This is a genomic window from Enterococcus sp. 9E7_DIV0242 (assembly GCF_002140975.2).
Classification (GTDB): domain Bacteria; phylum Bacillota; class Bacilli; order Lactobacillales; family Enterococcaceae; genus Enterococcus_L; species Enterococcus_L clewellii.
On record NZ_CP147247.1, the window covers coordinates 421,352 to 437,400 of the forward strand.

13 protein-coding genes are annotated in these 16,049 nt (G+C 38.4%); 2 read left to right on the forward strand and 11 right to left on the reverse strand.

The genetic code is table 11. From position 1 onward, the window contains the following. Positions 1-31: 31 nt before the first annotated feature. From A5888_RS02055 to A5888_RS02080, 6 genes are all read right to left on the reverse strand, one after another. Positions 32-745: an ABC transporter ATP-binding protein gene (locus tag A5888_RS02055; RefSeq protein ID WP_339101877.1), complete on the reverse strand. Its 714-nt coding sequence runs from the start codon at positions 743-745 to the stop codon at positions 32-34. 108 nt (positions 746-853) lie between these two features. Next, complete coding sequence (locus A5888_RS02060; RefSeq protein ID WP_339101878.1) at positions 854-3,340, reverse strand: FtsX-like permease family protein; 2,487 nt, start codon at positions 3,338-3,340, stop codon at positions 854-856. A gap of 437 nt (positions 3,341-3,777) precedes the next feature. Then, positions 3,778-4,164, reverse strand: a complete 387-nt coding sequence (locus A5888_RS02065) for a MerR family transcriptional regulator (protein WP_086348329.1) — start codon at positions 4,162-4,164, stop codon at positions 3,778-3,780. A gap of 27 nt (positions 4,165-4,191) precedes the next feature. Further along, a complete protein-coding gene (locus A5888_RS02070; RefSeq protein ID WP_422389742.1) occupies positions 4,192-4,764 on the reverse strand; it encodes a histidine phosphatase family protein in 573 nt (190 codons plus the stop codon). 230 nt (positions 4,765-4,994) lie between these two features. Further along, positions 4,995-6,896 carry an endonuclease MutS2 gene (locus A5888_RS02075; protein ID WP_086347604.1) on the reverse strand — a complete coding sequence of 634 codons (1,902 nt, stop codon included), beginning with the start codon at positions 6,894-6,896 and terminating at the stop codon, positions 4,995-4,997. A 490-nt stretch (positions 6,897-7,386) separates the two neighbouring features. Beyond that, complete coding sequence (locus A5888_RS02080) at positions 7,387-8,031, reverse strand: hypothetical protein (protein WP_086347605.1); 645 nt, start codon at positions 8,029-8,031, stop codon at positions 7,387-7,389. A 179-nt stretch (positions 8,032-8,210) separates the two neighbouring features. Between A5888_RS02080 and A5888_RS02085 the strand changes: the two genes are divergently transcribed. Both A5888_RS02085 and A5888_RS02090 read left to right on the forward strand, forming a co-directional pair. Beyond that, positions 8,211-8,744 carry a DUF2179 domain-containing protein gene (locus A5888_RS02085; protein WP_086347606.1) on the forward strand — a complete coding sequence of 178 codons (534 nt, stop codon included), beginning with the start codon at positions 8,211-8,213 and terminating at the stop codon, positions 8,742-8,744. A 145-nt stretch (positions 8,745-8,889) separates the two neighbouring features. Continuing rightward, positions 8,890-9,825 (forward strand): PTS sugar transporter subunit IIB, encoded by a 936-nt coding sequence (locus A5888_RS02090; protein ID WP_086347607.1) that lies wholly within the window; start codon positions 8,890-8,892, stop codon positions 9,823-9,825. Here the strand turns inward: A5888_RS02090 and A5888_RS02095 are convergent. From A5888_RS02095 to pflB, 5 genes are all read right to left on the reverse strand, one after another. After that, complete coding sequence (locus tag A5888_RS02095; protein WP_086347608.1) at positions 9,799-10,242, reverse strand: helix-turn-helix domain-containing protein; 444 nt, start codon at positions 10,240-10,242, stop codon at positions 9,799-9,801. The two genes, A5888_RS02090 and A5888_RS02095, sit on opposite strands and share 27 nt — an antisense overlap. A gap of 66 nt (positions 10,243-10,308) precedes the next feature. Then, positions 10,309-11,214 (reverse strand): DUF1803 domain-containing protein, encoded by a 906-nt coding sequence (locus A5888_RS02100; protein WP_339101879.1) that lies wholly within the window; start codon positions 11,212-11,214, stop codon positions 10,309-10,311. 199 nt (positions 11,215-11,413) lie between these two features. Further along, a complete protein-coding gene (locus A5888_RS02105; protein WP_086347610.1) occupies positions 11,414-12,340 on the reverse strand; it encodes a manganese-dependent inorganic pyrophosphatase in 927 nt (308 codons plus the stop codon). A 333-nt stretch (positions 12,341-12,673) separates the two neighbouring features. Beyond that, entirely contained in the window at positions 12,674-13,438 is a 765-nt protein-coding gene (gene pflA, locus A5888_RS02110; protein WP_086347611.1) for a pyruvate formate-lyase-activating protein, read from the reverse strand. 178 nt (positions 13,439-13,616) lie between these two features. Then, entirely contained in the window at positions 13,617-15,863 is a 2,247-nt protein-coding gene (gene pflB, locus A5888_RS02115) for a formate C-acetyltransferase (RefSeq protein ID WP_086347612.1), read from the reverse strand. Between the last annotated feature and the right edge of the window lie 186 nt (positions 15,864-16,049).

Here is a 16,049-nt window from a genome sequence, read left to right on the forward strand (position 1 = left end):
CGTGGGCTAAAAAACCACGCTTTTTTCTATGTTAGCCTCTATTTGTCTGTTTGTGTTCGATGATTGCGCCATCTTTCATATGAAGGACATGTGTACCGTATTCTGCCGACTCCTCTGAATGCGTCACCTGAACAATGGTTGTATCTTCTTCTTCGTTGATCTTTTTCAACAGCTCCATAACAGCTTGCCCGTTTTTGGAATCTAGATTACCAATAGGTTCATCTGCAAGAATTACTTTAGGTTCAATAATTAATGCTCGCGCAATGGCAACCCGTTGCTGTTGCCCACCAGATAGCTCATTGGGATATGCACCGCGTTTGTCTCTGATGCCTATTTTTTTCAATAGCTTATCTAGTTTTTCTTGATAATCCTTGATATTTTTTCCATCTAATATCAAAGGTAAAAGGATATTATCCTCTACAGTTAAGTTAGGAACTAAATTGTAGAATTGGAAAATAAACCCAATATCTCTCCGTTTTAACAAACTTTTTTCCTTTGCGGACATTTTCCCTAATGGTTTCGTATCAATCCAGATTTTTCCTGAAGTTGGCTCATCTAATCCGCCAAGTATATAGAGAAGCGTCGATTTTCCAGACCCGGAAGGTCCCATAATGGACAAAAATTGTCCTTGATTCACCGAGAATGAAATATCCTTCAACGCCTGCACATGCAGTTCACGATTGACTTCAAAGGTTTTCTGAACATTCTCTACACGAATAATGCTTTTTGATTCCTTCTTTCTCATTGGTTCTCTCCTTGCGTTTTATAGTTGAAGAAACAGAGCAATCCGTATTATTGCTGATTTTTCTCTTCTGATGTGTCTCTTGTGCTACGGTAGTGATCACAATAAAATCTATTCATATTTCAGTTCTTCAATGATGGTCATTCTACGCAATTTCCAAAGCGCCGGCAAAGAAGAAACGACAACGATCAACCACAATAATATAAACGTGATCGGAAGATAACCGATATTGATCTTTATTGGAAAATCTGTTTCCATCAAGTATTCCATTACTTTCTCGACAAGATGTGCTTCAGCAAACGACAAAGGCACTCCAACGATGAAGGTCATTAAGACAGTCAAGAAGCCTTCATACAGCAACATACCTGTCAATTGTCCTTGCGTCATCCCTAATGAGGCATACAAAGCGAAGTCCTTCTTTCTTTGCAGGAAACTGATCGTCGTGTTACTGATGATCCCAAAGCTCCCTATAATGATTGTCATCAAAGAAAACGCTCTGAAAATGGTGATCATTAGTTCATTTTGGTCCGTATTTTGTTGTGTTTGTTCATCTTTTGTATAGACATCTGCAGTATAATCATTTAACTCTTTTTTCAATTTTTTCTGTGTTTCCTTTTGACCTTCTGTTGAATTGAAATAGTAGTTTGTTGTTAATGTTGTCCGAATATTTTCCGGGATGTTTTCAAGGTTGAGTAAAAAGTAATTGAATGATGATTTGTTTTTATACAAGCCCACCAGCTTCATTTCTTTCTCTTCATTGCCGAATGGAAACAGGACGGTATCCCCTATTTTTAAAGAAAGCTTCTCTGCATAACTGTAGGTCGTCATGAAAGAATTTGACCCGTCTCCCAACTGTTTGAACACCTTATCAAAACTTTTATCCTGCCAGTCAATATACGCATAATATCCTCTATACGCTGTTGGGTCATCGAAAGCAATAACATTATAGGCATAGTCGTCGATTTTGATATTGGTCAGGATTTGGCCATGGAAATTCCTCTCGATCAATCCTGTCTCCTGTAAGCGTTCGGTAACTTCTTCTTGCTGACTGCTCAACCCATTAGCCGGAACTTGAACATTCACATCATAGTGATAGCCTGCATACACACTTGTCATTGTATTTCTCATACTGTTTTCAATGCCATTGATTAGTAACATGACCATCAAACCGACCGCAAATAGGGTAATGTTGCTTCGGATGATCTTTGATGTACCCATATTTTGCGCTGATAATGCCAGTAGACTCAGTTTATTTTTTAACCCTACAAACAACCCATTCATCAATTTTTCTGTCAGCTTTGGATAGATGAGTAAAAAGGCAATAAAAACGAGTGCCAACAACACGACAAGAACAATGATTTGCTCACTGAAAAATAAATAGCCGCCTAGTGAAACTACCAGTAAGGCCGCACCTATGAAGAAACTACTCCAGCGCACGTGTTTTTCAACAGTAAACTCGTTAAGTATAACTTCTTTGATTGAGTATTTTTTTAGGCGAATTACTGGAAGTAAAACAGCTGCCAGGCTCAAAATAATCGAAAATAGTAATCCTGTTAAAATCAATGTTGGCGGAAATACAACTGATTCATAGATGCCATATTCCGCTAATGGTGAAGAAACCTGATTGATTACCACAGTCAAACCGTAGCCAATCAAAACACCTATTAACCCACCAATTAAGCCGTAAATTCCGCTTTCTGCAAGAAATAGCACACGAATTTGTCCATGTGTGGCACCTTGACTAAGAAAAGTGCCTACGGTGTTCATCCGCTCTGTAATAGTCAATCGGAAAGCACCATTAATAATCAAAATACTTGCCAAAACAACCATAAGAAACATAAATGTGATGACCATCGTGATTTGGTTGACGATTTGTTCCATTTGCCCGGAATCATATACTTCCGCTGCTGTGTAGTCGGCATTTTCTTTATTGAATGCTTTGATTGCATCCACGACTGTACTCTTCTCTGTCTCCGCAAACACAACAGTGTAATCCGATCCAGAAATTTCCTTCAAGTAATCTTTTTCAAATAAAACCGTGTAATTACCACGTGTATCATTGTAAAATATCCCTTGATTCTGAGCGATTGCACCAATTTTCAATAGATGATCCTGATTATTGATATGAATACTTAAGGTATCTCCAATCGATAGCTTCAGTTCTTTACTGGCGCGTTGACTAATACTCACGCTGTCTTTGTACCAATTCTTTTCTGAAACTTCTGTAAAGGTGGACTCCTTTGGAAAATCTTTTTCTAATCGTCCACGTAAAGTCAGTGATGTTTCGAGCTTGGCCGGATGATTCTTCAGCTTGATTTTATTCAGAAGTATTTCAGGAACTTCGTTTTTCAGCTTGGTAAAATCAAGCGTCTTTAGATCGATTCCAGCTCCTGTAGAATAGTCATTTTTTGTAATAGAAACCTCTTTTCCTTCAAAAGCTTCCATCTGGATCTTTTTCTGGGAATCCATTACTGTTTCAAAGGCTTTTTGACTACCGATAAATAAGCCTGTACTTAATGCAATTGAGACAATAAGCATCAGTAATCTGCCTTTATTTTTTATCATACTTTTCAAAATATACTTGATTAGAATTCTCATAATCCGCTCCTTTCCTCCTGGTTAATCCTGTTTTTCCTCACTTTGTTGTAAATAATTCCAGACATAACAAAACAATAGTACCACAACGAGTCAATCTTTTGTATATATATAACAATCATTTTGTTATATTTTTTTTTACCTATTCATTATTATCTTCTTTATGCCTATAAATATAAAAATAAGCCGAAATAAAAATTACATGAACCAACAGCTTACTTGGTCTTTAAGATGAGCTGATGCTTGAAAAAAAGAACGAAGGCATACAAAAAAATCCGGACCATTTTATGGAAAATGCGCCGGATTTATTAGAATATATTTGGAAATACTAGTAATAGAAGAGCTAGTTGATTCTCCCCAAAGAGGAAAACCTGAGAAGTGGTATTCTATTTGGCAAGTATAGCCACATACAGAGCCTCCTTGCTTCTTAATTCTCTCTTCTATGCCTCGAAATCTCGTAGCTTTTTTTCAGCTGATGCAGTATGTGTCTGGTAATTCTCAATCTTGAATGTCAATCTGTCCTTTGCTTCTTGCAACTCGTTGATCCGTTCTTGAAGCACTTGTTGTTGCTCTTCAAGTAAGGACAATCTTGCCGGAACGGTTTTTTCCCCGTCTCGAAAAAGAGACAAATATTCAATTAGCGCATCGATCGAAAGACCGGCATGCTTCATTTGTCTGCTGAATTTGATCCATCGCAGATCCTCTTCGTCAAAGGTCCTAATGCCCGATTCAGTTCTTTTGACTGGTGGGATCAACCCGATTCGCTCATAATAACGAATCGTATCTGGAGAAACACTTGTCAACGAACTAGCTTCTTTAATGTTCATATCCATCCTCTTCCCTTCTGTTACCGACTAATCGACAGGACGATACACTTTAAGCAGACGAAATGATTCATCCTCTGACTCGTATTCATATTTCAAAATCATACAATTGGGAAATCCTTTTTTAAGCTCTGGCATTGGGTCCTGCCAATGACTCAAAAAATGAAGACAAGCTCCGGCGTGAGAAACAGCTAAGACTGTTTGATGCCCGTCTTGCTTCATGATCGCTCTACAAGTACCTACCAATCTTTTTGTAACTTGCTCTCTAGATTCTCCACCATATTCCAAAAAGAAAGTACTTTTATCTTCTGGGTTCAAATCTTCGCTCTCTCCTTCGAAAGTTCCAAAGCTCATTTCTTTCAAACCCTTTAGCCTGGCATAAGGCATTTTATTCTTTGTAACAATCTCCAACGTATCACATGCTCGTTCTGCCGAAGAACTATATACGTGATCAAAAGAAATATCCTTTAAAAACGCTCCAGCGATTTCTGCTTGTTGAATCCCCACTTCTGTCAATGGAGAATCACATGAGCCTTGAATTTTCCGTCTGATATTGAATAACGTCTGTCCGTGCCGCATCATATAAAATGTTTTTTTCACAATTATTCCCCCTATTTACTTGTCCACTTTTTTAGTGTAACCCTTGGAGTAAACTCCAAGTCAATGGTTTTTTATCGTGTGATTCTTTGGTATTCATCCTCTACCTCTTTATTTTTTGTCTAGTTTTAGCATACCATATTCTGCACTAGGAGCGTCAGACATCTTTAGCGAAAAAAAAGAAGCAAAACCATCATTACACGGTTCTGCTTCTTTACTAAAAGATAGCTGTAGCGCTATTGTGCTTCTTGCCTTCTTTGCTTCATCTCTTTATTCAACTTCTTATGCGCCTTTTTCGATCCGCGTGCCAAATCTTTCTTGTATTTACGTTCTGCAAATGCTTCAAATAATGAATCTAAATCATAATCCATTGGGTAAAGCTCTTCAGCCGTTGAAATGAGCGTCAAACGTTTCAGTGGTTCTTCAATCATTTCCTTGTTAACGTAAATCTGTCCCTGATGATCATCCAAGCGCTCATAGAAAAGTCCGATTTTTCCAGTGTCATTGACGCGCACTCGATCGCCTTTAGAAAAGCTATGTTCTTTCAGAGGTGATTGAACCTGTTGTACGGGTGCCATACTTTGGAACTCTTGTTTCGCCAGATCATACGTATGATCGTTCAGATACTTCGCTGCTTTCGCAAGAACACGTTCATTGATTCTCATCTTATCAGCAATCCAAAACGCATGACTCTCTCCCGTTTCTCCAAGAAGCAATCGATATTTCGGCGTTAATGTCTCCGCATCAAAAGCCATACCGGCTGTGGTGAAATCTTCATGCTTCACTGCGAACTCTTTGATTTCACCAAAGTGAGTCGTAGCAATTACCAGACCTCCCTTCGAATACATCTCTTCCATCAAAGCGATGGCTAGTGCTGCACCCTCGTTCGGGTCCGTTCCACTGCCGATTTCATCTAAAAGAACCAATGTGTGACGCTTCACCTGCTTGATAATATCCGCAAGATTTTGCATATGACCGGAGAATGTACTTAAGGAATTTTCGAGACTTTGCTGATCCCCGATGTCAATAAAGATATCATCAAAGACAGCGATATCCGTCCCCTCTCCATTCGCGACCAGAATCCCAGTCATAGTCATCAGCGAGATCAATGCGACCGATTTTAAGACGATTGTTTTTCCACCGGCGTTTGCACCGGTAATGATCAATGCTCGATTTTCTATCCCAAGATCCAATGTAAGTGGTACAGGATCAATGAGTAGCGGATGTTTCACTCGATGAAAGATGATCCGCTCTTCTTTGTTAATCTGAGGCTTGGTCCCATCAATTGCTCGACTGTATTTTGCACGAGCAAATATAACCTCCAGCTCAGTTACTACGTCAATACAATAAGTGATTTCTGCCATCCGCTCACCAATCAAACCAGTCAGGTATGCGAGTAGCTGATAGACTTCTCCGACCTCCGCTGCTTTTTCCATAATCAATTGGTCATTGTATTTTCTGACCGTATCCGGTTCTACAAAAACCGTAGTTCCTTTTGAGGATTGATCAACAATCGTTCCACCGATTTTCTGCTTATATTCCGCTTTTACAGGTACCGTATACCGATCATCCTTGATTAGAACTAAACGATCCTGAAGCTTTGGCTGATTCTGACTACTTGCCATGAATTTTCGTAGCCGCTGATCGATTTCTTTTTCCAGCTTAGCAATCTGATTTCTTATCTGCTTCAAGGCTTTGGAGCTTTCGCTTTTCACTCTGTTCCCTTGGATAAATTCATAGACTGTGGTATCTATTTCGGAAAAGTCAGTAAGATCATTTGTGTAAGAATACAAAATAGGTGTTTGGTATTTATTTTTTTCAAATAGCTTGGCAATTAAACGGAAGCTTCTCAAAAAGTCCGCGTATTCTACTAATTCACCTGGTTCTAATACCATCCCTTTATTGATTTGATTTGTCAGTTGTTCTACACGAGTCAAGCCCATAAATGGGACATGTTGTCCGCTGGCAAGAATGGTCATTGCCTCTTCTGTTTCATCTAACCATCGTTGCACCGTTGGTAGAGAAGAAGAGGGTTCTCGTTTATCGATCGCTTTTTTAGCAAAATTACTAAATGCGTATTTTTTTAATTCATCTTTTATTGTGTCAAATTGTACAGCTTGATAGATTTTATTATTCATGATATCCATTCCTTTCGTTAGAAGAGATACCTGACAAAAACGTCAACAAAATTTGTTCAAAAAAAGGGTAAGACAATTATCCTCAGAAAATCGCCCTACCCGTTACATTCGAAAGAAAGAGTGTGTTAAAAAGTAAATGATAAACTGGAAATCCAACAAAATTTCAGCAAAAATCTGTTCAACAGTTCTCTGCAAAACTCTTCTGATTTCTTATATGTTCCTACTTTTCTATACACGAATTACTCTATAATTGACAGGTATCTCATGAGCACGACAAATAAGCATTCCTTATTTATCTATTAAATTGCTTAGTTAGATACCTAAAACACTCACCAAAATACCTCATTTCTTCTGTTGAACAACTTTGTTCACAAAAACTATTATACTGAAAAAATGAAAAATTGCAATCTTTTCTTGGCTATAAATCTCATTGAGGAAATCTGAGCATAGCTTCTTCTTTTGTTTACACGTTTAAATAACATGCAACCACCTACGTTTGAGGAGAAGTGTCTCTTGTAGAATCGACATAATCGATCATTTTCGCAATATCCTCTGCAGTCATCCGCACTTTGGATTTCTCGATCAACACATTTTTGCCTGTCATGATATACGCTGGGAAAACACGGATACTGTCGTAATACACCTCGCTATTTCTTAGCTTATATGTAGAGATTGACGGCACAGCATTTTTGCCGCTTTTTTGCTTTGCTAATAGATTGAATGCTTTTTTTGCTACATCTCCATTTAGCATAACAGCCTTTACATTAGGGAAAAGTCGTAATTCCTCCTCAAGAAGCGAAAGATATTTCTTTATCTGTTCCGTAGCAATGGTTGTTTCGCTTTTTGGCTGCTTTACTGTATTGGTGATGTAGATGCCCATTTTTAGGATGTCTTCAATGGAATGTACATCTTGCCCGGCTTTTTGAAAGAGTGGGATTGTTGTTTCCATATAGTCAGAGTGGTCTTGTTCGCTATAAAAATCATTTTCCGGACAATCAGCCACAACCTCATTTATCATCACGATCTCCATTTTCTCCGGGTCAAGCTCTATTGTTGGATAATATGCTAGAATCCGCTCTGCTTCCTCTGGAAATCGCTTCATCACAGCCTCTTTCATTGTTGTCTGTATGTTCATATTCATCCACCTACTCTTCTAACTTATTATAAAAATTATATACCAGACAATATCTGCAAACAAGCGAACATAGAGGGTTACCCCTTGTTCATTTCTCTATCTGCCTTCTCTTTTTCTTTGATTTCTCCTCTATTTGTTACTATAATGGCCTAGTATAAAGGATAGAAAGAAGGATAAAAATGGTTGATTTTAAGATGCTTGCGATGATTTTTGTGATTAATTTCGCTTATATCACGCTGAATACAATTCGATTTATGCTAACAATGAAAGGCTACCGACTCTTAGCTCCCATTGTCAGTATGGCTGAAATTACTATCTATGTTTTGGGCTTGAGTATGGTTCTGAATCGCCTGGATGATCCGCTGAACCTTCTTGTATACGCATTGGGGTATGCTGTCGGGATCAGTGTCGGTATAAAAATCGAGGACCATTTAGCCTTAGGCTATATTATGGTGACCGTGATTCTTCCCTCAACGACAAAACAGCTGAATCTTCCTGAAAGCATACGCGCAAATGGCTACGGCGTAACGGAGAGTGTGGCTATGGGACGCGACGGTGAACGATTGGTCCTGGAGATACTTTCTCCGAGAAAGAATGAGCGGAAGCTTTACCGATTGATCAATGAGATTGAACCGAGAGCCTTCATTATCTCCTATGAACCGAAATATATTTCTGGCGGCTTCTGGACAAAGAAGGTCAGAAATCGGAATTGATTTATGATCTAGGAACAACAGTCATTTTTCCTCTAATGGGAAGAGTCTGTTGTTCTCTTTTTATTGAAAGAATCTTCTCTTTCCAAATGGATAAATGTTTGATAAAATATATGTAACGAGTTAGTGACAAGAAAGAGGTCATTTTATGTTTATTTATGTTGGATGTGCCGGTGGAATGACGTCGAGTATGTTTTGCCAGCGGATTATCAAAGCAATTGATAGCGCAAACTCTCCTTTACGAGCGGTTTTTGATAGTGTTGGGACGATCATACGAAGAAAAAAAGAGTTTGAGGGAAATTATGATTTGATTTTTGCTTACGGTGGCATCAATCTAATTCAAGCTTACAATGCTTATGACATTGGTACGATTTTTGATGTTGTCTTTATTGCGCCTCAAATGCGTCATATGACAAAATCAAAACAAGAAATTTTGAAGGATTATCCTGTCATTGTAAAAGACATTGAAATGAAAACCTTTGGTACAATGGATGGCGCCACTGCCTATAATAACCTTCTTGATGAATTGATTGGGCTTGATTATGAGCGTTCGTATGTTTCCAATAAGCATCCGGAAACCAAAAACGGCGATAAAAACATTGAGCTACTCGTGTTAGGCGCTGATCGAAATGATTCATTCACTGATTCATTTTTCAGCGTATGGCAAGATCTCGACTTGCGTGTTTTGACAGAAAGCTATTCCTTGGAAGCACTTTATGATTTTCATCCAGAGGAAACGTTTGATATTAGAGTTTTATTTGGTAATGCTGCCCAACTGTCAAAAGAAGAATTTCCAAAGTTATCTCGCAGAATCGATGGCGTTTTGATGACCCCCTTTACCAATCCTTCTCTTGAAAAGAAAAAACAATGGTTCGATGATTATAACATTCCAGTATTTGTTTTTGATACACGTCACTTTGCAATAAAAAACGGTGAGTTGGAAGCCCACCGTTTTCAACGAATATTAGAAGGTATTTCCTATGACTCAGAATATACACGGGAAATAAGTCCGGCCGAATGGGAAACACCACCACCGGTAAAAGTCAGAAAAACTGCTTTATTCGGACTGATTTCTTGGGAATAGTGATCGTTCTGTCAATGTGAGCCAACTATCCCACTTCGTTTGATCCGTAAATAAATACAAAATAATTTCTTTTCCAAATATTTTTTCTTTGACTTGAAGCTGTCGTTGCTGACTAAAGGCAAGGGCAGCTTGTTTGTTCATTTTTTTAAAGTCTGCTGACGATGGTCCTTTTTTTATTGCAGAATAAAGCTCTGTTTGATTGAATATGAGTGGTTCTTCTGAAGCCTTCGAAGCAGGAAGAGGACCGAACACTCGGGTCATCGCTTCATAGGTAGTCAGCCAGACAGTGCCGCTTTTACGGATTTCAGCCTCATGAAATCGTCCTCTGGCTACTGCTTGTCGGAGCGTATTCCCACCCGCTAGCTGCCATTTTTCAGCTGCCTCTGTAAAGGTCAGTACCTGAGTTAAATCGATCATTCGCTATTCCCTCCTATGCTTTTATAGAAATTTTTTTCGAGGTTTACATAATATAATTATAGTAAACTAAATAATCAAATAGCTAAATGCTTCTTTTCCATTCAAAATTATTGCCATGCAGCAGCTATAGAATTGCATCTTTTCGAAAACACGTTGATTGGTATCTGTCACCTGATTATAGTGTGTTATATAAGGTGAAATATCTAGCTCTTTAGTTATAGTTTCATTTTGAAGTATCGGAGCTTTCAGTTGCCAGCCCTTTTCTGTTTTGATCAATCCATTTGTCATGACGAATGCCTCAAGAAAAATATTTCGCTTATCTGCGATTCGCCGATTCTTGAGTACTGCTCGAACGATTCGATACGTCTGCGCAGCAAAATATGCGCTATCTACATCCCCGATCAACTCTTGTAGCTCTTGGTATACTTCTGGCAATCCTTCACCCGATGTTGCTTCCATAACAGAAAAATAAGAGGCAAAATCCAACGGTTGTTGATCTTTTGGATGAATAGAAACGAATTGCAATTGTTCATTTCCTGTCTGATGCTTTTCAAAAAACGGTTGGGTGTCATCTGAAGAGTCAATCACACCAAAAAAATAGTCATTTTCCGATTCAAATAGACGATTCCACAAGACTTCCCCATATAGATAGCTTGGATCTACCTCTTGATTTGTCATATCCTGAGTGAAATCCTCGGCGAATTGCTTATCTTTATCAGATATAGCGGCATCAAAAAAAGAGAGAGTTAAAGAATAACCACGTTCTTCCCGCCGAATTAATTGGAAATCAACCATTTCCTCTAAAAACTTTTCGAAATTTTTCTCTTGAAATGTCTGCTTCAACGCTCTTAGAATGATCTTCTCTGTTTGATGCTCGTTAAAATAAGTAATGATTCGATCAAATAAGGGATCATTTACCAGCCTATTTAACTTTTTTTGATTCTTATGTTTAAAATAGTAAGTGATTGTCATTTTCCCTCTCCTAACTTGATAGGGTAGCGTTGATAGCTCCTCTTCTCTTTATAAAGCAGAATGAAACAATTGTTATAAGAACAAAAGCTTTTAGCCTGTACAAAACCTGTACAATGGGGGGCATGCTAACGCTAGCACAGCCCTAGTTGAAAAGCGAAGCTCAACCGTTCTCGATTCAAGCTCCGCTCTGTTTATTTTCTTAATTGAATGCCTCGGTTAATTGCGGCACGATTTGCTTTTTACGAGAGACAACGCCCTTCAAGAATGAACGATTATTCTCTAATGAAATATTAAAGGCCTTTTCAACCTTATCCAGTGAATTTCCGAGAACTAGCAGCTCAGAATCGCTATCTAAAATATTTGTGATAATCAAAATAAACATTTCATAGCCATTTGCAGTGATTTCTGCATTCATTGTTGCTTCCAACTCGTCTTGACGACTAAGAATATCATTGAAATCAACTGTATTGATCTGTGCAATGCGCACATTTTTATCTCCTAGAGGGAAGCTTTTCGCATCAAGATCCAGTAATACCTCAGCAGATTTATCACTCAGATTTGTTCCTGCTTTTAGCATATCCAGACCATAGCCGTTCAGATCGATTTCTGCAATAGCTGCTAGCTCATTGGCTGCTTGGATATCCTCTTCGGTACAAGTAGGTGATTTGAAAAGTAACGTGTCTGAAATGATCGCTGAGACCATCATACCAGCAATTTGAGTAGGGATTACGACATTACTCTCTTTGAACATTTTGAAAATGATTGTACTTGTACAACCAACTGGCTCCGCACGGTAGTACAATGGGTCAGCTGTTTCAAAATTGGCGATTCTATGGTGATCCACAACCGCTAGAATTGACAGGTCTTTAATATCCGCAACACTTTGCTGAAATTCATTATGATCAACAAGCATTACTTGCTTCGTTTGTGAACCAGCCTCTTCAATTACTCGTGGTGCAGGAACGTTGAAGTAGTCTAACGCATATTGCGTTTCTTCGCTAGGAGTTCCTAAAGCGACAGGCACTGTATTTTTCCCTAATTCTTTTTGCAGGTATGCAAAACTTATTGCTGCTCCGATCGCATCTGTATCGGGATTTTGATGACCAAAAACGAAAATCTCTGACATATTTCTATTCACTCCTCATACATAATGACCTGAATCGATAAATTGCTATCGCTCGTGGTCTTTTAGATTGGTATCATCCATTTTCAATAGATGGAATTACTGTTGAAAACAGTGTACACATTATCATTCATTATTAATAATAACAAAAATCAGAAAAAGAACAACAATTTTATGACTAACCTGCCTTTAAAAGTGTTGTTTAGTTAGAAAAATCCTAAAAAAACAATTATCTCAAGTCCCACTTTTAGTTAGATACATGATTTTACACTTCTATAACGATAAAAAACTACAGCACCATGTTTAATCATGAGCTGCAGCTCTCTTGTGGCGCTATTAATGAGTCAAATAGCCTTTATAGTCGTTTACATGGAGTAGATTCTTCGCATTTGTCACGCGATCTTCTGTGGGTGGTTCGATCCCATCCAAAGGATAATCTAGTCCTAGATCGTCCCATTTATATTTCCCCATTGTATGATACGGCAAAACTTCTACTTTCTCTACATTGTTCAATGTTTTGATGTATTCATCCAATCGAATCAAGTATTCGTCATAATCACTGCGTTGAGGCACAAGAACGTGACGAATCCATACCGGTTGATTGATTTCTGAAAGGTATTCTGCCATTTCAAGAATATTTTCATTCCCTAGTGAAGTCAACAACTTATGCTGCTCGTTATCAATATGCTTAATATCAAACAAAATCAAGTCTGTATATTTCATTAATTCTTGGAATTGACTGAAGAAAGGTTCTTCTCTTGTGAAAGGTTTCCCACACGTATCCAAAGTGGTATTGATTCCCTGCTCTTGAGCCTTTTTAAATAATTCAATCAAAAATTCCATCTGCAGTAATGGTTCGCCCCCACTTACAGTGATTCCGCCTTTTTCTCCCCAATAGGAACGGTATTTCAATGCTTCAGCCAGTACTTCATCTGTAGTGACCTCTTTCCCGCCAGATCCGATTTTCCAAGTATCCGGATTGTGGCAAAATTGACATCTCATACGACAGCCTTGTGTAAATACGATAAATCTAACGCCAGGTCCGTCAACGGTACCAAAATTTTCTGTAGAATGGATTCTACCTTTTACTGCTTCAGTCATAATCATTTCTCTCATTTCTTAAGACAGTATGATCGGAACATTCTTAATAATGCCTTCTCCTACCCTCTTTTAATTAGAAAAGCCCGGAACAAAATTAGTTATAAAATTGTCCCAGGCTTCAGTTATTGGTTTAGCTTCGAAGATTGCTGCTTAGTGTTACTTTATCACAATCTCTTTATTATAATTTGTCGTGTGAAGTTCTTGAGATAACGTCTGCTTGTTGTTCAGGCGTCAAGTCACGGAATTTAACAGCATATCCAGATACACGGATTGTCAAGTTAGGATATTTTTCAGGATTCTTTTGAGCGTCTAATAGTAATTCGTTTGTGAATACGTTAACGTTCAAGTGGTATCCGCCATTGTCAAAGTATCCGTCCATTACGTTACGTAAGTTATCGATTCTTGTAGAATCATCTTTACCTAAGCCGCTTGGATTGATTGTTTGTGTATTAGAAATACCATCAAGTGCACATGTGTATTCTAGTCTTGCAGTTGAGTTTAATGATGCTAAAAGACCATTTTTCTCACCTAGGAATTTACCGTCGCGGTAGCTTGGGTTCGCTCCTGGAGCAAGTGGTTTACCTGCACGACGTCCGTCTGGTGTGTTACCAGTTGCTTTACCATAAACAACATTAGAAGTGATTGTCAATAATGAAGTTGTAGGACGAGCGTTACGGTAAGTGTGCTGACGTTTGATTTGAGTCATGAAGTACTCAAGGATCCAGTTTGCCATAGCATCTGCTTCTTCATTGTCGTTTCCGTAAGTTGGGAACTCGTTTTGTGGTACATAGTCCACTGCCAGTCCATCTTCGTCACGAATAACTTGTACATTACCATGTTTGATAGCCATTACAGAGTCAGCAGCATGAGAGATACCGGCAATACCAGTAGCAAACGTACGTTTCAAGTCGCTTTCCATGAATGCTAATTGTAGGGCTTCATAACAATATTTGTCATGCATGTAGTGGATAACGTTCAATGTATTTACATACAATTCAGCTAACCAATCCATGATATCTTTGAATCTATCAATGAATTCATCGTACTCTAATGTTTCGCCAGTCATTGGACGGAACTTAGGAGCAACTTGCATTTTAGTCTTCTCATCAACACCACCGTTGATTGCATAAAGAACAGCTTTCGCAAGGTTGGCACGAGCGCCGAAGAATTGCATGTCTTTACCCATTACTGTCGCTGACACACAACATGCGATTGCACAGTCGTCAGATCCCCAGTTTGCACGTAGTAAATCATCATTTTCAAACTGAATAGAAGAACTTTCTTTCGCAATCTTAGAAGCGAATGTTCTAAATCCTTCTGGTAAATGAGAAGAATACAATACAGTCAGGTTTGGTTCTGGTGAAGGACCCATGTTTGTTAATGTATGCAGGATACGGAAATCACTCTTCGTTACTAATGAACGTCCGTCAATACCCATACCAGCGATAGATAATGTTGCCCAAATTGGATATCCTGAGAATAATTGGTTGTATTCAGGCGTACGTGCGAATTTAACCATACGTAGTTTCATGATCAAGTGGTCGATCATTTCTTGAGCTTCAAACTCAGTGATCGCGCCATTATCAAGATCACGTTGGATATAGATATCCAAGAATGCAGAGATACGTCCGATAGACATTGCTGCACCATTTTGTGATTTGATTGCACCAAGGTAACCGAAGTATAACCATTGGATTGCTTCTTGAGCATTCGCAGCTGGTTTAGAAATATCACAGCCATAAGTTGCAGCCATCTTCTTCAAGTCAGCCATTGCTCTGATTTGTTCAGAAATTTCTTCTCTTAAACGGATAACATCGTCAGTCATCACTTTGTTACCAGTGTTGCTCAAATCTTTCATTTTTTCTTGCATCAAACGATCGATACCATAAAGAGCGATACGACGGTAGTCACCGATGATACGGCCACGGCCATAAGCATCTGGAAGACCAGTAATGATTTTATTTTTACGTGCAGCTCTCATTTCTGGAGTGTAAGCATCGAATACACCTTGGTTATGTGTTTTTCTTAACTCAGTAAAAATTTTCGTCATTTCATCATCAACTTCGTAACCATTTGAAGTTAGGGAATTGTTCGCCATGTTGATTCCGCCGAACGGCATATAAGCTTGTTTCAATGGTACATCAGTTTGCAGACCAACGATCTTTTCTTCTTCTTTGATTAAATAGCCCGGTGCATGTGAAGTCACAGTTGCAGGGTTATTTGTGTCCATGTCGTACACACCATTTTTCTCGTGTTGCACTTCAAATAATTCTTGTAGTTTTGTCCATAATTTGTCAGTACTTGGTGCGATTGGTTCTAAGAAACTATCATCACCTGTATATTCTGTATAATTTCGTTGGATAAAATCACGTGTGTCAACTGAATGTTGCCATTTTTCGCCTTTAAAGCCTTTCCATTGCTCCATGTTGTGCCTCCTTAAAATTGCTGCTAATTAACTATAACAGCTTTATGTGACAAGTATAACACATAATTGATTTTATGCAAGCCTTTACTTGTTATATTTTTTCTTTATTTATACTAATACTAAACTAATAAGGGTCTTATCGTTGATATTACAGCGTTTTAATTTCGTGAACAGTTTCACTTAATT